Source organism: Exiguobacterium sp. AB2, assembly GCF_000696055.1.
Taxonomy (GTDB): Bacteria; Bacillota; Bacilli; order Exiguobacteriales; family Exiguobacteriaceae; genus Exiguobacterium; species Exiguobacterium alkaliphilum.
This window is the reverse complement of record NZ_JNAA01000042.1, coordinates 1-20370: the sequence shown is the minus strand read 5'-3', so window position 1 is coordinate 20370 and position 20370 is coordinate 1. Positions and strand designations below refer to the sequence as shown.

Annotated in this window: 24 protein-coding genes, 1 tRNA gene, 1 pseudogene and 2 riboswitches; of the genes and pseudogenes, 10 read left to right on the top strand and 16 right to left on the bottom strand. The window is 53.9% G+C overall.

Going from position 1 to position 20370, the window contains the following annotated elements:
* Positions 1 to 17: 17 nt before the first annotated feature.
* From DI14_RS06050 to DI14_RS06010, 9 genes are all read right to left on the bottom strand, one after another.
* Positions 18 to 755 carry an energy-coupling factor transporter transmembrane protein EcfT gene (locus DI14_RS06050; RefSeq protein WP_034806564.1) on the bottom strand — a complete coding sequence of 246 codons (738 nt, stop codon included), beginning with the start codon at positions 753 to 755 and terminating at the stop codon, positions 18 to 20.
* Positions 752 to 2083 (bottom strand): ABC transporter ATP-binding protein, encoded by a 1332-nt coding sequence (locus DI14_RS06045; protein ID WP_034806562.1) that lies wholly within the window; start codon positions 2081 to 2083, stop codon positions 752 to 754. The genes DI14_RS06050 and DI14_RS06045 overlap by 4 nt, the downstream gene beginning before the upstream one ends.
* Positions 2076 to 2651 carry an ECF transporter S component gene (locus DI14_RS06040; RefSeq protein ID WP_034806559.1) on the bottom strand — a complete coding sequence of 192 codons (576 nt, stop codon included), beginning with the start codon at positions 2649 to 2651 and terminating at the stop codon, positions 2076 to 2078. The genes DI14_RS06045 and DI14_RS06040 overlap by 8 nt, the downstream gene beginning before the upstream one ends.
* Positions 2644 to 3237: a YkoF family thiamine/hydroxymethylpyrimidine-binding protein gene (locus DI14_RS06035; protein ID WP_034806558.1), complete on the bottom strand. Its 594-nt coding sequence runs from the start codon at positions 3235 to 3237 to the stop codon at positions 2644 to 2646. The genes DI14_RS06040 and DI14_RS06035 overlap by 8 nt, the downstream gene beginning before the upstream one ends.
* 80 nt (positions 3238 to 3317) lie before the next feature.
* Positions 3318 to 3418: riboswitch (TPP riboswitch) on the bottom strand.
* Between the two features lie 62 nt (positions 3419 to 3480).
* On the bottom strand, positions 3481 to 4674 hold the full coding sequence (locus DI14_RS06030) for a GTP-binding protein (protein WP_152545876.1): 1194 nt from the start codon (positions 4672 to 4674) through the stop codon (positions 3481 to 3483).
* Between the two features lie 105 nt (positions 4675 to 4779).
* Positions 4780 to 5043 carry a hypothetical protein gene (locus tag DI14_RS06025; RefSeq protein ID WP_034806555.1) on the bottom strand — a complete coding sequence of 88 codons (264 nt, stop codon included), beginning with the start codon at positions 5041 to 5043 and terminating at the stop codon, positions 4780 to 4782.
* A 12-nt stretch (positions 5044 to 5055) separates the two neighbouring features.
* Entirely contained in the window at positions 5056 to 5937 is an 882-nt protein-coding gene (locus DI14_RS06020) for an SMP-30/gluconolactonase/LRE family protein (protein WP_034806553.1), read from the bottom strand.
* Between the two features lie 145 nt (positions 5938 to 6082).
* The gene (gene rlmN, locus DI14_RS06015; RefSeq protein ID WP_034806657.1) at positions 6083 to 7144 is read right to left on the bottom strand and encodes a 23S rRNA (adenine(2503)-C(2))-methyltransferase RlmN; all 1062 of its coding nucleotides are present in this window, start codon (positions 7142 to 7144) and stop codon (positions 6083 to 6085) included.
* Positions 7145 to 7213: 69 nt separating this feature from the next.
* Positions 7214 to 8617 carry an amidase family protein gene (locus DI14_RS06010; protein ID WP_051622601.1) on the bottom strand — a complete coding sequence of 468 codons (1404 nt, stop codon included), beginning with the start codon at positions 8615 to 8617 and terminating at the stop codon, positions 7214 to 7216.
* A 110-nt stretch (positions 8618 to 8727) separates the two neighbouring features.
* On the opposite strand from DI14_RS06010, the gene DI14_RS15500 reads away from it, so the two are divergent.
* Together DI14_RS15500 and msrA are read left to right on the top strand one after the other, a co-directional pair.
* Positions 8728 to 8889 (top strand): hypothetical protein, encoded by a 162-nt coding sequence (locus tag DI14_RS15500; protein ID WP_034806550.1) that lies wholly within the window; start codon positions 8728 to 8730, stop codon positions 8887 to 8889.
* Positions 8890 to 8933: 44 nt separating this feature from the next.
* Positions 8934 to 9034, top strand: a riboswitch (SAM riboswitch).
* A 66-nt stretch (positions 9035 to 9100) separates the two neighbouring features.
* Positions 9101 to 9613: a peptide-methionine (S)-S-oxide reductase MsrA gene (msrA, locus tag DI14_RS06000; protein WP_034806547.1), complete on the top strand. Its 513-nt coding sequence runs from the start codon at positions 9101 to 9103 to the stop codon at positions 9611 to 9613.
* Positions 9614 to 9642: 29 nt separating this feature from the next.
* Here msrA and DI14_RS05995 read toward each other — a convergent pair whose 3' ends face one another.
* A complete protein-coding gene (locus DI14_RS05995; protein ID WP_034806544.1) occupies positions 9643 to 10506 on the bottom strand; it encodes a GRP family sugar transporter in 864 nt (287 codons plus the stop codon).
* A gap of 134 nt (positions 10507 to 10640) precedes the next feature.
* Between DI14_RS05995 and DI14_RS05990 the strand changes: the two genes are divergently transcribed.
* The 3 genes from DI14_RS05990 to DI14_RS05980 all read left to right on the top strand — a co-directional run bounded on the left by DI14_RS05990 (position 10641) and on the right by DI14_RS05980 (position 11793).
* Positions 10641 to 10713 (top strand) — tRNA-Ala (locus tag DI14_RS05990).
* Positions 10714 to 10828: 115 nt separating this feature from the next.
* Positions 10829 to 11161: a four-helix bundle copper-binding protein gene (locus DI14_RS05985; RefSeq protein WP_021067537.1), complete on the top strand. Its 333-nt coding sequence runs from the start codon at positions 10829 to 10831 to the stop codon at positions 11159 to 11161.
* Positions 11162 to 11226: 65 nt separating this feature from the next.
* On the top strand, positions 11227 to 11793 hold the full coding sequence (locus DI14_RS05980) for a 3'-5' exonuclease (RefSeq protein ID WP_034806541.1): 567 nt from the start codon (positions 11227 to 11229) through the stop codon (positions 11791 to 11793).
* A 43-nt stretch (positions 11794 to 11836) separates the two neighbouring features.
* On the opposite strand, the gene DI14_RS05975 is transcribed toward DI14_RS05980, so the two are convergent.
* From DI14_RS05975 to DI14_RS05955, 5 genes are all read right to left on the bottom strand, one after another.
* Positions 11837 to 12898, bottom strand: coding sequence for a bifunctional glycosyltransferase family 2/GtrA family protein (locus tag DI14_RS05975; RefSeq protein ID WP_051622599.1), 1062 nt, complete (start codon positions 12896 to 12898; stop codon positions 11837 to 11839).
* A gap of 119 nt (positions 12899 to 13017) precedes the next feature.
* The gene (locus DI14_RS05970; protein WP_034806538.1) at positions 13018 to 14019 is read right to left on the bottom strand and encodes a sodium:calcium antiporter; all 1002 of its coding nucleotides are present in this window, start codon (positions 14017 to 14019) and stop codon (positions 13018 to 13020) included.
* A gap of 306 nt (positions 14020 to 14325) precedes the next feature.
* Positions 14326 to 15081 (bottom strand): HD domain-containing protein, encoded by a 756-nt coding sequence (locus tag DI14_RS14995; RefSeq protein WP_235193408.1) that lies wholly within the window; start codon positions 15079 to 15081, stop codon positions 14326 to 14328.
* Positions 15082 to 15193: 112 nt separating this feature from the next.
* Positions 15194 to 15898, bottom strand: a complete 705-nt coding sequence (locus DI14_RS05960) for an SDR family NAD(P)-dependent oxidoreductase (protein ID WP_081825830.1) — start codon at positions 15896 to 15898, stop codon at positions 15194 to 15196.
* A gap of 49 nt (positions 15899 to 15947) precedes the next feature.
* The gene (locus tag DI14_RS05955) at positions 15948 to 16496 is read right to left on the bottom strand and encodes a glycerol-3-phosphate responsive antiterminator (protein ID WP_034806532.1); all 549 of its coding nucleotides are present in this window, start codon (positions 16494 to 16496) and stop codon (positions 15948 to 15950) included.
* 126 nt (positions 16497 to 16622) lie between these two features.
* On the opposite strand from DI14_RS05955, the gene DI14_RS05950 reads away from it, so the two are divergent.
* Genes DI14_RS05950 through DI14_RS15615 form a run of 3 tightly spaced genes read left to right on the top strand, consistent with a single transcriptional unit; the run spans position 16623 to position 18258 of the window.
* Positions 16623 to 17042 carry a GNAT family N-acetyltransferase gene (locus DI14_RS05950; RefSeq protein ID WP_029595384.1) on the top strand — a complete coding sequence of 140 codons (420 nt, stop codon included), beginning with the start codon at positions 16623 to 16625 and terminating at the stop codon, positions 17040 to 17042.
* A 40-nt stretch (positions 17043 to 17082) separates the two neighbouring features.
* Positions 17083 to 17970, top strand: a complete 888-nt coding sequence (locus tag DI14_RS05945; RefSeq protein ID WP_235193407.1) for a cation:proton antiporter — start codon at positions 17083 to 17085, stop codon at positions 17968 to 17970.
* A gap of 42 nt (positions 17971 to 18012) precedes the next feature.
* Entirely contained in the window at positions 18013 to 18258 is a 246-nt protein-coding gene (locus DI14_RS15615) for a hypothetical protein (protein WP_235193406.1), read from the top strand.
* Positions 18259 to 18308: 50 nt separating this feature from the next.
* Here DI14_RS15615 and DI14_RS05940 read toward each other — a convergent pair whose 3' ends face one another.
* Entirely contained in the window at positions 18309 to 18938 is a 630-nt protein-coding gene (locus tag DI14_RS05940) for a DedA family protein (protein WP_034806528.1), read from the bottom strand.
* A 101-nt stretch (positions 18939 to 19039) separates the two neighbouring features.
* On the opposite strand from DI14_RS05940, the gene DI14_RS05935 reads away from it, so the two are divergent.
* Both DI14_RS05935 and DI14_RS05930 read left to right on the top strand, forming a co-directional pair.
* Positions 19040 to 19597, top strand: coding sequence for a DNA-3-methyladenine glycosylase I (locus DI14_RS05935; protein WP_200871104.1), 558 nt, complete (start codon positions 19040 to 19042; stop codon positions 19595 to 19597).
* A gap of 123 nt (positions 19598 to 19720) precedes the next feature.
* Positions 19721 to 20370, top strand: a pseudogene (locus DI14_RS05930) (sodium:proline symporter); the annotation flags it as partial.

Below are 20370 nucleotides of genomic sequence, written 5' to 3'. Positions count from 1 at the left end.
CGAGTCGTCCAGTTTTTTTAACGGATCCCCACCCACGTACTCACGACGAACAAGAGGACTAAACATGCGGCCAAGACGAAATCGTTCCGCGTGACGGGGACGACCTCGTACGTGCTGCGGCGTTCCCCCGTGAACCCGCGCGCCTCCATCGAGAAGGCGATCCGTTCGGCTTGGCGGATCGAACCGGCCAGGAGCGGAATCAATAGCTTCGGGACATGTCGGACGTGCTCGAGTCGCGTCTCGAGCCGGACGCCCCGGAGCGCGTGCGTCTCATAGAGCTGGATCAGTTCGCTCTTTAAAATCGGAAAGAACCGAAATCCGACGAAGACGCTATAGGCGATCTTCGGTGATAGCTTGCCTTGTTGCATCAAGCTGTAGACGAAACGCTTCGGGTCCGTCGTCAGCGTAAACAACAGTGAGAGTGCCGTGAACGCCAAGACGCGCAAGGCGAGCGTCACGGCAAGGCGCACGTTCTCTTCCGTCACGTCGTTACCGAACAGCGTGAACACGACCGCCCCACCCGCCTCTCTTCCGAAGACGAGCGTCGTCCAGAGTGTCCCGATCGCGGTCAATAGAAACGGGATCATGAACAGTCCCCACCGCCGCCAGCTCACGTCGGCGAACAGTGTTTGGAGGAGGAGCGTGCCGAGAAAAACGGCGAGCGGGGTCCATGGGTTGTACATGAAGGCGAGACCGAACATGAGGCACGTCACGGTCAAAAACTTGAGCGTCGGGTTCATCTCATGAAACGTCATCCCATCTCCTCCATCCATAACCCATGGGCCTGAAGGAGTTCCGGCTGCTCCCAGAGCGATGCGTCATACGGACCGTTCAACTTCCCATCGTGCATTAAATAATACGTGTTCGCAGCCCGGGCGAAGTTGAGGTCGTGCGTCACGAACAGCACGGCCTGACCGTCACGTGCCCGCTCTTCCATCAAGTCATAAAGCGCACCGAGCGACGCCTCGTCTTGTCCGGCGGTCGGTTCATCGAACGCGATGAGTCGTTTCCTAGAGAGCAACATCACGCCAATCGCGAGTCGGCGCTTTTGTCCGTGACTGAGCGAGAGCGGATGGGCGTCATGTAATCGCTCGAGACCGAGCCGCGTCAACACGTCTTCAATCGGGTGATCGTGTCCGTACGCGAGCTCGTGCGCCACCTCGCTCGTGACGAACAGGTGTGCCGGCGATTGCGGGACGAGCCCGACGTCGCGATGGTTCCGGGCGAGACTCCTGAGCCATGTCGATTTGCCGCTCCCGTTACGACCGAGGATTGCGACGACCTCTCCCTCGGCGACGGTCAAGTCACTCGCTGCGAGTTCGAATTCTTTTCGTTTTAAATTCGGTATGTGAAATAAATTGTGTTCCCCTTTTTCGCTCGTAATCGGTGCGAACGTATAGTCGGGGCGCATCTCGAACGGTCCATCGTAGACGATTCGCCCCTCCATAAGTTCGACTTGCCGGTCGAAGAAATCGCCCCACACGTACGGGCGATGTTCGATGACGACGACGTTGACGCTACGGGCGACGCCGTCGAGCCAACGGACGAACCGAGCCGCGGTCTCCGGGTCGAGATGGGCGAGCGGTTCATCAAGGAGGAGCCATTCCGGACGGCCAATCAGTGCACAGGCGACGGCGATTTGCTGCTTCTCGCCACCAGACAAGTCATGGATGTAGCGATGTCGATAATCGTCGAGCCGCAACGTCCGTAACATCATCTCGACGCGCCCCATCATCTCCTCGCGGGGGACGTGAAAGTTTTCGAGCGTAAAGATCAGCTCTTCCTCGACCGTCTGCATGACGAACTGACTGTCGGGGTCTTGGAACACGGTGCCGACCCGACGATTCACCTCGCCGGCCGCGTACGTGTCATACGGCCGGTCGAACAAGTCGAGCCTTCCGGTCACGATGCCGTCACAGTTGTCCGGATAGAGCCGGTTCATCATGGCGAACAGTGTCGATTTCCCCGACCCACTCGACCCGCTGATGAGTGTCCGCCCATCCCGGAGCGTGAGCGTGACGTCTGCCAATACGTCGGTCGACTTGCCGGGATAACGAAACGTCAACTGCTCCGCCTCAACCATGGGCGCGTCCTTGACGTGCGAGCGCGTAGCCTTCGAGCGCACCCGTCCTGAGCAACAAGTCGCTCAAAATCTTTCCACCGAGCCCTGCGATGAGCATCCCGCTCGTGGCGCGCAGGGCGAACATCGTCGCCACGTACGTCGGGCTGAGTGCCGCGAGGCCGCCCATGACGTATGTATAGGCGAAACTCGTCACGGCAGCACCGAAGCCAGCGAGCATGAGCACCCACAGGTCATATCGTTTATACCCGGTGACGGCGAACGCCGCCTCGGCCCCGAGTCCTTGAATGATCCCGACGAGAATGATGCGTGGCCCGATTGCGTTCCCAATCATCATCTCAATCGTCGCCGCGAGCACTTCCGACAAAAAGGCGGCACCGGGCTTACGGATGATATAGGCGGCGATAATCGAGACGATAAACCAAATCCCGAAAATCCACTCGTAGGCGATCGGCCCAATCAGCCCAGCCCATAAATTTCCGACGTGGACGAACGCCAAATAGACGACGGCGAAGACGACCGATAATATCGACAACAAGACGATCTCCTTTAATTTCCACGACTTAAGCATTGTTTTGTCCCTCATGTGACGGACTGTTCACACTGAACGTCACCGTCATGACGACGTGGCTCGTCTTCGCACGCACCCGGTCGAACGTCGCCTCGTAAAACGAGAATACCGGCTCGATGTCGCCATGGATGCCGGAGGCGTAATGCATCGAGTCATTGAACACACCGCGCGCTTTCGCGAAGTCGATCTCTTCATAGATGATGTCCATATACTCCGCGTCCCCGAGCGGATAGAGTGCGAACTGGGATGAGACGTATTGGTTTTCGACCGAACCGTTCGCCGGCTCGTTCGTCACGTCGAGCAAGTTGTCCCCCGTCGTGTCGCCAGGGCAGCCGACCGAGAACGTCCCGCTCATCGAGACGTGCACCCCCGACTTCGTCGCATGAGATAAGACGGCCTTGGCCACATCGAATACGTGCTCACTCCGTCCCCGGATGACCGTCGAGACGTCATCGGTATGGCGCCAGACGTTCTGTAAGTCCGTCTCCTTCAGTGCGTCTTTGATGACGCTCACGAAATCGGACGTCATCGGGCTGAGTGTAAAGCGGAACCCGACAATCGGGCTCGTTCCACATTGGTTGTTCATGTTCTGTTCCCCCTTTATCTGTATGCACGAAAAAAGCCGCATCCATGAGAATGCGGCCACTCGTCCAATTAAAGTCCATCAGAAAAAGTGCCACACTTCCTCACGCCGGTATTACCCGGATCGAGTCATAAGGGATCGGGGCCATGCTCACATCTCAGCCGAAGCACCCCTAGTGTAGTCCAATGTATGCGGTTTGTTCATGCAAGGAACAGTATAGACGACCAATTTCGATTTGTAAACGGTTTATGAGAAAGTGACAACGCCATTCCCTGGAAGCGTGTCTTGGAGCGTCGCCCAGTCGAGCGCCATCTCTTCGTCAGTCAACAGGCAAGTATCAAGCATCGATTCGACACGCGCACGGTCCATTCGCTGTCCAATTAAAACGAGCTCGGTTTGGCGGTCGCCGTAAGGCTCGATATAGTCTTCAGCGAGCTCCGGTTCTGCCGCGAACATAAGCCGGCGCTCCTCTTCCGGAAGCGTCGCGAGCCACCGCCCGGCGTGCTCGAGCGTCGAGGCGTATCCGGCCTGCGAGAACAAGCAGGCGAGGTCGTTACGCGAAGCAATCCATAAAAATCCTTTTGCCCGAACGATTTCCTCAGGGAACTGCTCAATCCACGCATGAAGTCGCGCTGGGTGGAACGGACGACGGCGACGATAGACGAACGAGCTGATGCCGTACTCTTCGGTCTCCGGCGTATGTTCTTCCGACTCAAGCTCTTGGATCCAGCCGGCCGAATGCATCGCCTGCTCGAAATCGAACAGGTTGACGTCGAGCAGTTCGGTCAAGTCGACGTTCGAATGGACCGAGGTCAATAGTTTTGCAGACGGGTTGAGCGTCTTCAGCAGACCGGCCATCTCGTTCAGTTCGGCCTCCGACACCCGGTCGGCTTTGTTCAGGACGATGATGTCGGCGAACTCGACCTGGTCGACGAGCAGGTCGACGACTTCACGGACATCCGTCTCATCGATTGCTTGTTTCCGCTCATGGAGCGACTCACCGGAATTGAAATCTTTCAAGAAACGGTAAGCATCGACGACCGTCACCATCGCATCGATATAGACACGGCTCGTCAAGTCGATGCCGAGCGCGTCATCGGCATACGTGAACGTCTGGGCCACGGGAATCGGTTCCGAGATTCCGGACGACTCGATGATGATCCCGTCAAGTTCACGGTCGTTCGTGAGTTCTTGGACCGCCTCGAGGAGGTCTTCACGGAGCGTGCAACAGATGCAACCGTTCGACAGCTCGACTAGCTTCTCATCGGTCCGCGAAAATCCACTTTGTTCGATTAAACGCTCATCGATATTCAATTCGCTCATATCATTGACGATGACGGCATACTTCTTGCCGGTGCGATTGTTTAAAATATGGTTCATTAACGTCGTCTTGCCGCTCCCAAGATAGCCTGACAACACGGTGATTGGAATTCGTTTCATCATTAACAGCCCCCAAATAGTAATCATTACTTTTTAGATAATGAACGGGATTGACCATCTTGTCAACAAAAAAACACGCTCGCACGGAGCGTGTTTCAGGCATGGCTATTCTTCGAGTGCTTTCCGTTCCGCCTCTGAGCGTGGATAAGCGTTCGCCTGCCACTCGGCCCGATAGATCGAATCGAGCTGCGTCAAGCCGACCTCATCCTCATCTTTGTCCGCGTCGACGCTCGGCGTCTCGTCCCATTTCGGTTCGAGGTAAGAATGATCGTTCGTCTCGCGGTCGTCGAGGTATTTCTTCACCCCGACTCGCGCCACCGCCGCGAGCGCGAGACCGATTCCTACGCGAACGAGCATGCGTTTCACCATGATTCTCCCTCCTTAACGTCCGAAACGATAAAGTGGCATCCCTTTCACTTCCGTATCGATTTTAAACACCGACCCGGCATCCGGATACGTTTCGAGCGCCTCGTCATCCATCCCTTCACGCGCGGTCGTGATGGCGAGTTGCTTCAAGTCGTCCCCGATGAAACAGCATGACGTCACGTTCGGCGCCGGCACCATGACTTCGAGCACTTTCTCGCCCGTCTCGGGGTTCCAGCGCGAGACGCGACCGCCGGCGAAGTGGGCGATCCATAAATGACCCTCTTCGTCCGAGGTCATGCCGTCAGGGAAGCCGTCCTCATCCTTAAATTCGACGACGACCTCCCCTTCCCCAAACGTACCGGACGACAAGTCGTACGGATAACGTCGAACCGTCTCGGTCGGCGTGTCGATATGATAAAACCATTTGTGGTCCGGTGACCACGTCAGACCATTTGATAAGGTCAGACCTGTGAGCATCTCTTCGGTCGTGCCGTCGCGGTCCAACCGATAGAGTGTGGCCTCATTCTCCTCGTCTTCCAAATGGAGCGTTCCCGCAAAGATTCGTCCGTACGGGTCGGCCTTGCCGTCGTTGAATCGAAGCACGCCGTCCGCATCATCGAGTTCGACGAGCTTGTCGAGTTGTTTTGAGGACTCGTCCCATTCATAGATACCGTCCTTCAATCCGACGATGACACCGTCCGTCACTTTCGGAACGGCGAAGCCGATCTGTTGGCCCATATCGGCTGAAGAGAGCTCATCTTCTTTCTCATCGTACCACCAGAGCGTGTGCCCTTCGATGTCGACCCAGTAGAATCGCTTCAACTCAGCGTCCCAACACGGCCCTTCCCCAAGCGTATTTCTGACTCGAATCCAACATGTCGCGTTCACGTTTTCCATTAAATAGCCTCCACTCTCTCCTGTGATGTCAAAAGACTATTCCCTAGACCGGACGTCTCTAGTCCTATTTCTGAAAATTGTTTATCCTGTCCTGCGTCCGGACGTCAACAAAAAAACTCCCGCTGAGGTTAGCGGGAGAATCGACTTATTTGGCACCTTCCACGTTCATATGTTTACTGCGGAGCTGTCCGCAGGCCGCATCGATGTCGGTCCCGTGTTCGAGACGGACACCCGTGTTGACGCCACGTTTCTTCAAAATGTCGTAAAACGCCATGATGTCCTCCGACGTACTGCGCTCATATTGGATATGCTCGTTGACCGGATTGTATGGAATCAAGTTGACGTACGACTTGTCATTGATGTCCGCGATCAAGTCAGCGAGCTCTTCGGCATGTTCCGGCAAGTCGTTCACTTTCGAGAGAAGAATGTACTCGAACGTGATTCGCTTGTTCGTCTTCTCGACGTAATAACGGATGGCCGGCATGAGCTTGTCGAGCGGGAACGCCCGGTTGATCTTCATGATCTGTGTCCGGAGCGCGTCGTTCGGCGCGTGGAGCGACAGCGCCAAGTTGATGCGCAAATCGAGGTCGGCGAACTTGTAAATCTTATCGGCGAGCCCACTCGTCGAGACGTTGATTTTCCGCGGCGCGATGGCGAGACCGCGCTCGTCTTTGACGACACGAAGGAAATCGACTAAGTGATCGAAGTTGTCGAACGGCTCCCCGATTCCCATGACGACGATATGACTGACGCGGGCACCTTCCCCGACTTCGTCCAAGTAATGTTGCACGGTCATGATCTGCTCGACGACTTCGCCTGCCGTCAAATCGCGTGTCTTCTTCAACAGACCGCTCGCACAGAAGCTGCACCCGATATTGCACCCGACTTGTGTCGTGACACAGACCGAACGACCATATTTGTGACGCATGAGCACCGTCTCGATATAGTGGCCGTCGTGGAGTTTAAGTAAGAATTTGACCGTCCCGTCGCCCGCCTCTTGTTTGACGAACAACTCTTGTGTCGAGATGACGTAACGCTCCGCGAGCGCTGTTTTCACTTCATCTCGCACGTTGATGGCATCCATCGACTTGACCCGGTCGATGTAGAGCGAGTCCCAAATCTGTCTCGCGTGATAGGCGCTGTATCCAAAATCGACACAGACGTCCGTAAGCTGATCAAACGTCAGCCCGTATATAGATGGTTTCATTGCAATCTGTCCTTTCTTCAATCCGCATAATTCCCATTGTAGCGGACCGCGTCGACGGGTGCAACGTTCTTACAACGGCGGGAGCGGCCGCGTGACATGACGTTCGAACGCGTAGGCGATGCGAATCAAATCGCGCTCCGCGTAACTCGTCCCCGTGAACGATAACCCGAACGGAGCGCCGCTCTGTTTCACGGCATACGGAATCGTGATCGTCGGGTGACCGGCTTTCGCGGCCATGTCATAGTTCAAGTCGTGCGGCAAGACGAGCGCATGGAGCGCCTGCTCGGCCAACAGTCGGTCGATGCCGTCCGTCTTGGCGTGACGGACGTCGTCGAGGCGACGTGTCAGATAGGTGGCCTCAATCAAGCGGCCCGATTGTTCGTCCGCTTTCTCGAACGTCTTCTGTCCGTGTGGAATCGTCTCCGGATGGCTGCTGTTCCAGTTAATCAAATCCGAAAGCGTCTTATACGAGAGCGTCGTCGAGGCTAGATACGCCTCGATTCCGAGCTTAAACTCATGATACAGGATATCGCCTTGGTCGAGCGATGTTGTCGACGGCAGTTCGACAGTGACGACCTCGATGCCGCTCTGTTTCAGCAAGGCGATCGCCTCATCATAGAGCGCCTGTTCTTCTTCCGACAGATCAATCTTGACGATCCCGACGCGCATCCCGACCGCTTGGCGTTCATCGAGACACGTCCGATACGGCGGACCGGCCGGAAGGTGCGTCGTCGCCGGGTCAGCCGGGTCTTCCCCGACCATCGCCTCAAGGGCAAGCACCGCATCCCGGAGCGTTCGTGCCATCGGGCCGGCCGTGTCCTGCGACCGGGAGATCGGAATGATGCCGCTCCGGCTAATCAAACCGACGGTCGGCTTGATGCCGACGATGCCGTTATGGACGCTCGGATGGATAATCGAGCCGCTCGTCTCGCTGCCGACGGCGAGAAGCGTCATGTTCGCCGCGACCGCGGACGCCGAACCTGAACTCGACCCGCCGACATCGAGCTTGTCCCCATATGGATTGAGCGTCTGGCCCCCGACCCCGCTCCAGCCGTTCGGCATCCCCTCGGTCAAAAAGTTGGCCCACTCGGACAAGTTCGCTTTCCCGAGGATGATGGCCCCGCTCGCGCGTAAACTTTGAACGAGGTGGGCGTCTCGGCCGGCGAAGTGATGCGCGAGGGCGACGGCCCCAGCCGTCGTCTTCATCTGACCGGCCGTCTCGACGTTGTCTTTAATCAGTACCGGGATGCCGAGCAGCGGCAAGCGATCACCACGTCGGAACGCCCGGTCGGCCGCCTCGGCCTCGAACAGAGCGTCCGGGTTCACTTGAATGACCGCTCTCAGCTTGTCGTTCAATGCGGCGATTCGGGTCAAATAGTAGGCCGTCACGTCACGCGCGGTGAACGTTCCTTCCTTATATCCGAGATGGGCGGTCTCGATATCGAGTTCGAAAAATGGGTTTGGTTCAGTCATGTTGATTCCTCCTTTGCTCACTCGTTCGTATTCGCTATTTCCACTTGATTTCCTGTTTTCGTTCGCCAACGAATGTGTAACTTGGTAAACTGAAAAAAAGGGAGGTTACTATGAACCGTTCGTACGTACTCGTCTTGTTGTCCGTCTTTGTCTTGTTCTTCTTACAGCTCTATGCCGGGGAGGCCCCGTATACGCTACCGCTCTCCATCGTCCTCGTCGTCTTGATTGTCGGGGCCACGTTGCTGCAACTTCGGCGAAAACCTAATCGTTGACGACACTTTCGGACAGATGGTATGATGCTTTCACCAACTACATATCGATATCTTGAGTGAACGAGAGACCTGGCTCTATGACTTCACAGCAACCTGCTTCGGCAAGGTGCTACTTCCAGCAAGGCGTTTGCCTTGGACGATATGACAGAACGCTCATGTCGATGACATGGGCGTTTTTATTTGGACAATACGTGTACAGGGGGAGTTTATTATGGAAAAAGCAACATTCGCGGGCGGCTGTTTTTGGTGCATGGTGACGCCGTTCGAGGAGCAACCTGGCATCGAGTCAATCGTATCCGGTTATACGGGAGGTCACGTCGATGACCCGACGTATGAACAAGTGAAAACAGGGACGACGGGACATTATGAGGTCGTCGAGATCACGTTCGACCCGACGCTGTTCGTTTATGAGCGCCTGCTCGAACTATATTGGATTCAGACCGATCCGACCGATGACGGCGGCCAGTTCCAAGACCGCGGCAGCCAATATGCGCCGGCCATCTTCTATCATACTGAAGAACAACGCGTGAAAGCAGAGCAGAGTCGCGACGCGCTCGCGGCGAGCGGACGATTCAAACAGCCGATCGTCACGAAGATTCTACCGGCCGACACGTTCTATCCGGCCGAGGAATACCATCAAGACTTCCATAAAAAAAATCCGGCCCACTATAAAGAGGACCGGAAGAAATCTGGGCGCGACGCATTCATCGAGCAAGCCTGGTAAACAAAAGACGGGTCGTCTGACCCGTCTTTTTAGCTTTTCGCAATCCCGAGCATGAATCCGGCCACGACGATGAGCCCGATTCCCATAAAGACGAAGACCCGTTCTTTCGTCGTCTTCTCTTCTTTCAATAGATAAATCCCGCCGAGCGTCGCCACGACGACGTTCAGTTGCGACAAGGCGAACGACGTCGCGATGCCGACCTCACCGCTCGACACGAACATCCCGAAGTTCCCAATCCCCCAGGCGAGACCGGCCAAGATGTTTTTGAACGTCTTCGGGTCGAACTTCTTGACATCTTTCTCGCGCAAGCTGAACAAGAGCGCTGCGATGAACATCCCGACCGATTGCGGCAAGATGGCCGTGATGCCGTCGACCTCGAAATAGTTCGTCAAGACGGCATACGTCACATAACCGATACTCGACACGAGCAGGACGAGCAAGCCTTTCTTCAAGGCCCCGCTACTGTCGCCGTCTTTGTTCTGCTGATATGACGTCAGTGCCGCCCCGATGATAATCAACACGAGCGCAGAAAAACCGAGCCATAACTCGGTCGACGTCTGCCAATCACCGAGCACGATGACGCCGAACAAGGACGTCCCGACGAGTTGCATACCGGTGCTGATCGGCATCGCTTTCGATACACTTAAAATTTGGAACGATTGGAACTGTAAATATTGCCCGAGTGCCCAGAACACACCGGAGATGAAGCCGGTCACGATTGCTAGCGTCGTGAACTCCGGATTGAATACGAGTGCGATGATGACCGCCATCACCATCGCCCCAATCGTCGTCCCGATTAACTGTTGAATCGGCTTACCACCGACTTTCGACACGATGAGCGGGATACTCCCCCACATCAAGGCAGGTAAGAGTGCGAGTAAAATCATTTCCATAGATAACACCTGCTTTCGTAGAATAACATTACCAATGATTTTCCCACGTTTACGCACGATTAAACTTTGTTCGAAAAAATTTAAAAATATCCATTGCCAAATGTTTTACTAGGATGATATAATAATTTTCGAACGGGGCATTAGCTCAGCTGGGAGAGCGCCACGCTGGCAGCGTGGAGGTCAGCGGTTCGAGCCCGCTATGCTCCATTATGGAAGTCACCACTCATTTGAGGGGTGATTTTTTTTTGCGTCTCCGCCCGGTTTAAGTCACCTGGTAGCGGGTAATGATTGTAAGACATCATTATTCTAGGGGGGACTTACTATGGATCGTGCCTCTGTCGAAGAGACCATTTTAGCCGTCATCGACTGTATGCGGGCAAGCAATCACTGTTTCTCAAAATGTTTACAAGAAGAGGATTTATTGATGGTCGCCGAGTGTATCCGGCTGACGAAAGAATGTTCGGAAGTGTGTGCGCTCGCCTTGAACGCGCTCGAGACCGATTCGGCTTTCACCAAACCGATTGCTGCACTCTGCGCCCAGGTGTGCGACACGTGCGCCGTCGAATGTGGCCGCCACTTGCATGACCATTGCCAACGTTGTTCCGAAGCGTGTCTCCGCTGCGCAGAGGCGTGTCGCAACCTCGTGGCCGCATAATCGCTTTTTAGTCTAACGATATGTTAGACTTTTTTTATACTTGTTTTATGAGAAAGGGACCGATTATGTCATATTCAATTCTTGCCATCGACGTCGAGACGGCCAACCGCGATAGTCGCAGCATCTGCTCTGTCGGCTGGAGCCTACTCGTCGACGGTGAAATCATCGAGACGAACCAACTACTCGTCAATCCAGAAGAAGACTTTGACGCAGGCAATATCCGCGTCCACGGCATCCGGCCGAGCGACGTCTGGGACGCCCCAGCCTTACCCGAGGTGCTTGAACAGCTCTATCCGACGCTGCGGGATGTCGACCTCGTCATGGCGCACAATGCCTCATTTGATATGGGCGCTTTCAAGAAAGCAATCGCCAAATATGAATTATATACGTTTCCGACAATCGAGTACGGCTGTACCGTCAAGCTGTCGAGAAAACTGTATCCTGGACTGCCGAATCACAAGCTGAATACGATGGCGGAATATTTGAACGTCCCGTTCATCCATCACGATGCGGCTGAAGATGCCCGCGTCTGCGCATTGCTCATGCGCGATATGATGCAGAAGACCGGGATACATGACCCGCGTGAACTGCACCGCTATACATCGGTCAAGCTCGGGAAGCTCGCCTATTAATCGAAATGTACGTCAGACAGGCCAAGACGATCGTCTTGGCCTGTTAGCGTTTAAAGATCCATCTTTTTTGGATGTAATAATTGACGACGAACAAGAGACTGTCGACGAGCACTTTAATCCAAACTTCCCCGTCCCGAATCACCAGGAACAATACATAGACGAGACCGGCCGACAACGTCATCTGCAAGCCGACGAGACCGAAGTATTTCGGCATCGCCCGTCTCGCTTTCGAGTCGAACACGACTTTTCGATTCACCACGTAATTGAATAAGGACGAGATGATGCGGGCCAATACCGTCGCAATTAAGACATGGGTCGTCTCGAACCACGGATTCAATAAAAAGATGAACAAGGCATAGGCGCTGATATCTAATAAAAATGAGGCGACCGAGGATAACGAATAGGCTAAAAACATGCGATAAATCAGAATCGAGTCGATGACCGGGCGAAAATGGGATGAGGCGTTCTCGGCCACATACACGGTTTGAATCGGAATCTGTTGAATCGGGACTTGCCAACGTTTCGTGAACATCAACATGTTCATCTCGAACTCATAGCGGTTCCCGGGCACGTCGAGCAACTGTTCCGCATAGCGCAACGGAACGGCCCGTAGACCGGTTTGGGTGTCTTTCAGTCGAAGCCCGCTGCCGACGAGCATGACACCACGTGTCATCTGGTTCCCGAATCGGCTCCGGAACGGAATATGCGCGCCAGAAAAATCACGACAGCCCATGACCAGATGGTGCGTCCGTTGAACCCCTGCTTCATACAAGCTTTTTACATCCTCCGGCAGATGCTGTCCGTCCGCATCGACGGTGATGACACCATGCGTACCGGGGAATCGTTCGACGACGTGACGAATCCCCGTCTTCAACGCCGCACCCTTGCCTTGATTCCGTTCATGGACGAGGACAGTCGTCACCCACTTCCCGACCTCATCGAAGACAGTTTGGGATGTCTCGACACTCCCATCGTTCACGACGATGACATGGACAAATCCCGTTTCTTTCAGCTCGCGGACAAGTGTGACGAGCGCTTGATCCGGATTATAGGCTGGGATTAAAACGACATACTCATCTAAACGTTCTACGGAATGCATTTGCATCACCACCCCTCCTTCCCTCCTTCTATACCCAAGACGATGAAAAGTGATTCCTCTGACCGCGGTAAACAAAAAACACGGTGTCTCGGAGGACACGGTGTCTCGGAGGACACCGTGCCAGATTAACCGATGAAGATGAAGTAAGACGAAGCGAAGTAGACGAGTACGACGAGCACTGACGGCAAGACATAGCGAAACTTCGACGTCACGTCTTTACGAAGGAGCGTATACATGACGAGCACCGACAAAATCGTGATGCCAATCGCCGTCACTAAGTGAGACGCAGCCACGTCGGCCAAAATCGAACCGTCTTGGTAGAAGACGTCCGACATGGCGATGATGAGCATGTTGAAGATGTTGCTTCCCAAAATCGAACCAAACGCCAAGTTGACGTTACGAAGTTTCAAGGCGACAAACACCGATACTGCTTCCGGTAGCGAGGTCGTCGCGGCAATCAAGAAGCTACCGACGAAGCTCGAACCGAGACCCGTGACGACGGCAATTTGATCACCTAGCACCGAGAGTGCCGTCCCGGCCGCCATGACGACGAGGGCGGCGATGATGAAGCCAATGACCGCACGTTTGACCGTGATTGAACTCGTCGCACTGGCGCCGAGTTCTTGTACGGCCTCGTGGGCAGCTTCTCGCTCAACGGCAGGTTGTTGCGGGCGTTTCCCGATATAGTAAATCCCGATTCCGTACAATGCCGCAATCAATAAGGCGTCAATTCCGATGCCGAGAATCGTGAAATCGATGCGCACGATGAGGGCAATCATCGTGACGAGTGTCAACATGAGACCTAGACCAGCCGTATAGAGATGATCTCGGCTCGCTTCATTGAACATGCGCTTCTGACGATAGAAGAGATCGAACATTGCCAAGATGAAGATGTTGAACAAGTTCGACCCGAGCATGTTCCCAATCGCGATATCCGGATTGTCAATCAAGACGGCCGAGACGCTCGTCGTCACTTCCGGCAGCGATGTCGCACCGGCCAGCAATACCGTCCCGACGAGCATCCCGCTCATCGTCGACTTCTCACTCATGACGTCAGCGTAAGTCGAGAGTTTCATGGCGGCATACAGGGTGATGGCAGCGGCCAAGATGAAATAAATAAATACCATTTGAATAAATCTCCCCTTTTCGTGAATTCAAAAAGACCTTTTTATGGACGCCGAAAAAGCATCCATAAAAAGGTCTTGCGGACTTGGTAAGAAGCTCGATGGACCGAGTGCGTTGCACCGTAATGACGACCCATCGACCACAGCTGTGGTCGCTACTCCCCCTCTTATGTTCACGACAAATATATCACGTTACAATTCATTTGACAATCAATTGACCCTTAAATGGGCGACGACGTCATCGACTGGCATCGCCGTCCGGTAAGACAGTTCATCAATCGCTTGGAGTATCGGGAGCGGCAACGGTTTCTAAAGCCCCGCTTCTTTCAATTGTGCGGACAAGCCGTCGAGCTCCGGTTGATTGACGTCCGTGCCGTGGCGATAGCCTTCGCGCATTGCCTCGTGTAACTCATAGGCGGTCTGACAGAGCGTCGTCGTCTCTTGAAGCCAGTCCTCTTCGTGAAATCCGTGCTGTATGACATCAAACAATTTCCCGAGTTTCTCGAACCGCTCGTCGGCGACGCCGTAAAACAATAAGTTCAGCTCGGTCTCGAATGACTCGATGAGCGTCGTCGTCTGTCTAAACGGTCGGAACGCTTGGAGCAGTTCGTGATAATACCATGACTGGTCGCGGAGCGGTCGTCTGAACCGGTCCCACACTTGTCTCCCGGCAGACTCGACGTCGAGTCGAATCGAACGAAGGTTATGTAACTTGTCCGCCGCCAAGAGCGCCACTTCATCATACTGCATCGTCTGGACGTGTTGAACCGTCATCCGTTTCCGCTCTTCCCATGACAGGTGCTTCCCGGGTTCGGACACTGCTTCGACGAGTCGTCTCACTTCGCTTCCGAATCGTTCCTCGATCTCTTCAGGTGTCGTCAACGTGTCTTCAAGCAAATCGTGGAGCAGGCCGGCCGCCACGACCGGGAGCGGTTGCCGGTCTTCGACGAGCAACATCGACACGGCGACGGGATGGGTCAAGTAGGGAATATTCGTTCCTTTTCGAAACTGTCCGTCGTGTCGGACGGCCGCGAATCGGAGTGCCTCTTCAATCAACTGGTGCACGGAAATTCCTCCTTCAATGGGTTGATAAAGCGTCCCCATCCTTTACCCGTGCCTAGTCCTATATACTCACATCTGTTGTTAAAACATAGGGTAATGGTCCCGGTTAGACGAATTACGGCTCATAAATCATCTTCTTCGTCATCCCGCCGTCAACGACGAGGTTATGCCCGTTGACGAAATCGTTCTGTTCATCAATCAAATAGGCGACCGCACGGACGATATCATCCGGTTTCCCGACCCGGCCCGACGGATGTTGCGCATGATCGATGTCACGGAGGGGCTCGTCCGACGTATGAATCCAGCCCGGACTGATTGCATTTACCGTGATCGGACGCTCCGCTAGCGAGACCGCCATCGACTGGGTCAACGACACGATGCCACCTTTTGACGCTCCGTACGCTTCCCAATCAGGTTCATTTTGAAGGGAGCGCGTCGAGGCCAGATTGATGATGCGCCCATATCCCGCCCCCTCGTTCAACGTTAAGAACGCCTTGGCACAAGCGAACGTCCCGACGAGGTTGACGTCGATCACTTGTTTAAACGTCTCGACGTCGAGTTCAGCCATCGGTTTGACGAGTGACGAGACGCCGCCGTTATTGATGAGCACGTGAGCGACACCGACTTGGCGCTGAATGTCGGCGAACACGCGTGCGATTGCCTCATGGTCACCCAAATCCAGCTCGTGAAACGTCACTCCGTCCAGTTGCGGATCATCGCCTTTATCGAGTCCGATGACGTGATACGTGTCGCGGAAATGACGTGCCAATTCATAGCCAATCCCTTGGCTGACACCTGTGATAATCATAACTTGTTTCATATACATCCCTCCTGCACACTCACATACCCGGATTCGATGAATTTGAGTCCTATTCGTTCGTCCAAAGCCGTTGGTCGGACGTCGTCACGACCGTCGCACCGGCCTCGAGGGCGGCCTCGACTTCCTCGGTCGACGAAATCAGTCCGCCGGCAAAGACCGGGATTCCGGTTTCCGCCTTCACGGCCCGGATATATTTCGGGACGAGACCCGGTAACACTTCAATATAGTCCGGTTGCGTCCGCTTGATGAGGCGATAGCTTCGTTCGAGCGAGCTCGAATCGATTAAAAACAAACGTTGGACCGTTTTAACCTGTTTTTGCTTCGCTTTTAAAATGACGCTTCCTTTCGTCGAGATGATGCCGTACGGACGATACGTCTGGCAAATATATTCAGTCGCATATTCATCCGCCTTCAACCCTTGAATCAAGTCGAGATGGACGAAGACATGTTTATTGTGAGCCGCCAATAACTGAAACACAGCACCGAGACGGGCGACGTGTACTTCGAGCAATACCCCGACACGAAACGGTCCCGTCACGAATTTCTCGAGGTCCCGCATGTCGCGGAGCGCGGGTAAAATGGTTTGACCTTCTATCATATAGACACGTCCTTTTTTTCATATCCTGGTTTCATTATTTGAATAACGCGGACCGGAAATCAAGGTTTACCGATTCAATATAGCGGGAAAATAATTTCAACTTATGCACAGAGAGGAAGTAGCGATATGGTCAATGAAGTGGAAGTACGAATCGAGACACCGACACCGGAGGAACATCAGCGCCTTCGCGTCATCGCCGGGATGCCGAAACGTTCCGACTCGGGGACGGTGAAAGGACTGGCCAACACGTTATATGGCGTCTGTCTATATAAAGATGATCACATGGTCGGGATGGGCCGCGTCGTCGGCGACGGCGGAATGGTGTTCCACCTTGTCGATATCGTCGTCGACCCGGATTGTCAGGGGCTCGGGCTCGGAAAATTGATCGTGGAGCAGTTAATGGACTGGATTTTACAGGAAGCCGACGAGACGGCCATCATCAGCCTGATTGCGGATATCCCGGCCGACGGACTGTACCGTCAATTCGGCTTTGACTATTCGCGCCCGGAATCGGTCGGGATGGAATACCAATGGAATCGAGAATAATTCGTCGACGGGTACGCGTTCCCTACATAGGAGGTGACGTATGGAACTGAATATGATCGTCCTGCTCGGTCTAGCGCTAGCCGTCATCTCCGTACTCAGTCTGATCATCGAACGTTTGTTCTTTCCAAGTATTCTTGCCTTTATCGCCATCGGCGTCGCCGTCGGCTTCTTCTGGGGCGGAAACGAGGTCTTTAAAATCGCCGGCGAAATCGGGATTATCCTGTTATTCTTTTTACTCGGTTTGAAGTTTCCGCTCGGAGAGTTGATGAAGCGTCTCAAGCTGGTGTGGAAGGCAGGTGTCCTGGACATCGTGCTCGCTTTTGGGGTCACGATTGGGATCGCCCTGCTGTTCGGACTCGACTTCTCCCAATCGTTTTTAATCGGTGCCGTCTTGTTTGCGACGAGTTCGTCGTTTTACGCACGTCTGCTCGAGCGGCACGCGGATAAACATGAAGATGTGAAAGAGTTCGTCTTGGCGCTCCAGATTTTTGAAGACATGGTTGCCCCGCTCATCTTGACCATTGCCCCGTTCATCATCCAGGACGAACCGATTCATGTGTCTGATATCGGGAAAGTGTTCGCCGGCTTCCTCATCTTCGGCGTGTTGCTTTTAATCGGATCGCGCTTCGTCAAGAAACAGCCGAAGATTGCCAAACATCTGCTGCGGCAAGACGATGCGAGCATCTGCTTGATCGGGTTGATTCTCTTTTGCGCCGGAATCGGCATGGTATTCGGACTGTCCGAGATTCTCGGGGCGTTCATCGCCGGCATCATGCTCGCGGTCATTCACGACGTCCGTCCGTTGAAACGGTTGACGGTCCCCGTTCGTGATTTGTTTTTGCCGATTTTCTTCATCTCGTTCGGGATTTCAATCAATCTGGATCAAGGCGTCATCGTCAACACGCTCTTCTTCGTTCTCATTGTCTAGGGTGTCCTATCGAAATGGATTGTCGGGCGCATCGGCGGCCGCTTGTATGGCCTGACAAGGGTTCAGGCGAACGAGGCCGGCTTCTCGCTCGCTCCGCGCGGTGAGTTCTCGATTCTCTTCACTTCCTTATCGAACGGGGCGATCAACTTGTTCGTCGGGCTGTATATTTTTGTCTCGGCCATCATCGGGATTGTCTTGTTCCGCTTCTCTGAGATTTTAGTGGCCAAGACGGAAGAAAAACTAGAAAGAGTCTTGCCCGACGAGAACAAGGATGGTTCGAACGAATGAACCGTGACAGAAAGGACCGATCTTCGCGCGTGAAGATTGCTCCTTTCTGTTTAAAATGAAGAAGCCTGCTTGGCCTGTTTCTTCTTCCGCTTTTTGCGCCAAATGAAAAATACGACCAGCCCGACTGCCATCAGGCCGTAAATGGCATACGAGTACACATCCAAATAGCTTAAAATCGATTCCCAATTCTCGCCGACCCGGATGCCGATATAAATGAGAATCGTATTCCAAATCATCGTACCCGCCGTACTGAGCAACAAAAATTTCAAGAACGGCATGTTCGACATACCGGCCGGGATGGAAATCAAACTCCTCACGACGGGCATCAAACGGCCAAAGAACACCATCCATCCCCCGTATTTATCAAACCAGGCGTCAGCTCGATGCACGTCGGCGATGTCGAGCCGAATCCATTTGCCGTACCGTTTCGTCCACTTCTCAATCTGCTCGACGTCTAGATACAGTCCGATGCCGTATAATAGGACCGCTCCTAGGATGGCGCCTGTCGTCGCTGCGAAGATGACGAGCGGGACGATCAAATCGGTCTTCACGGCGAAAAAACCGCCGAATAAGAGCACGACCTCCGAAGGAATCGGCGGGAACACGTTCTCAATGAAGATCATGAACGCGATACCAAAATAACCGAACTGTTCAATGACTTGAATCATCCAGTCTCTCATTTGCTTCACCCTCCAATAGTTCCTACTATACCCGTCACGTCCGGTCAAAAACCGTCACAACATGTTAAAATGAAGCATTAGAAGGAAAGCGAGGAAACGACATGACTGAAATCACGCGTTGCCCATGGTGCGGCACCGACCCGTTGTACGTTCGTTATCACGATGAAGAATGGGGCAAGCCCGTCCATGATGATGTAAGGCATTTCGAATGTTTGACGCTCGAGAGCGCCCAGGCTGGACTCAGCTGGATCACCATCTTACGGAAACGCGAGCATTATCGAGACGCCTATGCCAATTTTGATGTCGTGACCGTCGCCTCGTTCGACGAGACGGATGTGGAACGATTGATGACCAATCCTGGTCTCGTCCGAAACCGTCGTAAAATCGAGGCATCCATCAACAACGCCAAGCGATTCATCGAGATTCAACAAGAGTTCGGGTCGTTCGATGCCTACATTTGGTCATTCGTCGACAACACGGTGATTCACAACGAGTGGACATCGACCGATGACATCCCCGCCACGACCGAACTGTCCCATCAAGTGAGCAAAGACTTGAAGCGCCGCGGATTCAAATTTTTGGGACCGACGACCGTCTATGCCCACCTGCAAGCGACGGGCCTCATCAACGACCATCTCACCTCTTGCTTCGCCAAATAATTTGATTATTTGGTCAATCCCTAAACAAAATCGTGCACTTCATTCATTTTTGTGACAAAATTTTGTCATGGTGCAATCCATAGATTTTGAAAGCGTTTTCATTATGAATGAGGGGGATGTTGTATGAACGGTGTATTGATTTCGATTACAGTGTATATGGCGCTCATGGTGTTACTTGGTGTCATCGCCTATCGGCGGACTGAGAGCATCGGCGACTATATGCTCGGAGGACGCGGCCTTGGTCCGGCCGTAGCGGCTTTGTCGGCCGGTGCTTCCGATATGAGTGGTTGGCTATTGATGGGCTTGCCGGGGGCGATGTTCGCGACCGGACTCTCGAGCGGATGGATCGTCATCGGGTTGACGATCGGTGCTTACTTGAACTGGTTGCTCGTCGCACCTCGTTTACGGACTTATTCTTATTTGTCAGAGGATGCCATTACGATACCAGATTTCTTTGAGAAACGTTTTAAGGATTCGCGAGGGACGCTGCGGACATTCTCCGCGGCAGTCACACTCGTCTTCTTCACGCTCTACGCCACGAGCGGGTTCGTGGCCGGCGGTCGCTTGTTTGAAGCGGTCTTTGATATCAATTTTGGGACCGGTGTCTTGATTTTGGCTTCGATTATCATTTTGTATACGTTCATTGGCGGCTTCTTGGCTGTCAGTTGGACCGACTTTGTCCAAGGACTCATCATGTTGTTCGCTCTCATCCTAGTACCGGCTATCGCCATCACGGCAACCGACGGGGTGAGTGCCGCGTTCCAGACGATTGG

Bases quoted from the DNA above. Each gene is read 5' to 3' on its own strand.
- DI14_RS06050 (WP_034806564.1), bottom strand. From the start codon at position 755: ATGACGTTTCATGAGATGAACCCGACGCTCAAGTTTTTGACCGTGACG.
- DI14_RS06045 (WP_034806562.1), bottom strand. From the start codon at position 2,083: ATGGTTGAGGCGGAGCAGTTGACGTTTCGTTATCCCGGCAAGTCGACC.
- DI14_RS06040 (WP_034806559.1), bottom strand. From the start codon at position 2,651: ATGCTTAAGTCGTGGAAATTAAAGGAGATCGTCTTGTTGTCGATATTA.
- DI14_RS06035 (WP_034806558.1), bottom strand. From the start codon at position 3,237: ATGAACAACCAATGTGGAACGAGCCCGATTGTCGGGTTCCGCTTTACA.
- DI14_RS06030 (WP_152545876.1), bottom strand. From the start codon at position 4,674: ATGAAACGAATTCCAATCACCGTGTTGTCAGGCTATCTTGGGAGCGGC.
- DI14_RS06025 (WP_034806555.1), bottom strand. From the start codon at position 5,043: ATGGTGAAACGCATGCTCGTTCGCGTAGGAATCGGTCTCGCGCTCGCG.
- DI14_RS06020 (WP_034806553.1), bottom strand. From the start codon at position 5,937: ATGGAAAACGTGAACGCGACATGTTGGATTCGAGTCAGAAATACGCTT.
- rlmN (WP_034806657.1), bottom strand. From the start codon at position 7,144: ATGAAACCATCTATATACGGGCTGACGTTTGATCAGCTTACGGACGTC.
- DI14_RS06010 (WP_051622601.1), bottom strand. From the start codon at position 8,617: ATGACTGAACCAAACCCATTTTTCGAACTCGATATCGAGACCGCCCAT.
- DI14_RS15500 (WP_034806550.1), top strand. From the start codon at position 8,728: ATGAACCGTTCGTACGTACTCGTCTTGTTGTCCGTCTTTGTCTTGTTC.
- msrA (WP_034806547.1), top strand. From the start codon at position 9,101: ATGGAAAAAGCAACATTCGCGGGCGGCTGTTTTTGGTGCATGGTGACG.
- DI14_RS05995 (WP_034806544.1), bottom strand. From the start codon at position 10,506: ATGGAAATGATTTTACTCGCACTCTTACCTGCCTTGATGTGGGGGAGT.
- DI14_RS05985 (WP_021067537.1), top strand. From the start codon at position 10,829: ATGGATCGTGCCTCTGTCGAAGAGACCATTTTAGCCGTCATCGACTGT.
- DI14_RS05980 (WP_034806541.1), top strand. From the start codon at position 11,227: ATGTCATATTCAATTCTTGCCATCGACGTCGAGACGGCCAACCGCGAT.
- DI14_RS05975 (WP_051622599.1), bottom strand. From the start codon at position 12,898: ATGCAAATGCATTCCGTAGAACGTTTAGATGAGTATGTCGTTTTAATC.
- DI14_RS05970 (WP_034806538.1), bottom strand. From the start codon at position 14,019: ATGGTATTTATTTATTTCATCTTGGCCGCTGCCATCACCCTGTATGCC.
- DI14_RS05960 (WP_081825830.1), bottom strand. From the start codon at position 15,898: ATGAAACAAGTTATGATTATCACAGGTGTCAGCCAAGGGATTGGCTAT.
- DI14_RS05955 (WP_034806532.1), bottom strand. From the start codon at position 16,496: ATGATAGAAGGTCAAACCATTTTACCCGCGCTCCGCGACATGCGGGAC.
- DI14_RS05950 (WP_029595384.1), top strand. From the start codon at position 16,623: ATGGTCAATGAAGTGGAAGTACGAATCGAGACACCGACACCGGAGGAA.
- DI14_RS05945 (WP_235193407.1), top strand. From the start codon at position 17,083: ATGGAACTGAATATGATCGTCCTGCTCGGTCTAGCGCTAGCCGTCATC.
- DI14_RS05940 (WP_034806528.1), bottom strand. From the start codon at position 18,938: ATGAGAGACTGGATGATTCAAGTCATTGAACAGTTCGGTTATTTTGGT.
- DI14_RS05935 (WP_200871104.1), top strand. From the start codon at position 19,040: ATGACTGAAATCACGCGTTGCCCATGGTGCGGCACCGACCCGTTGTAC.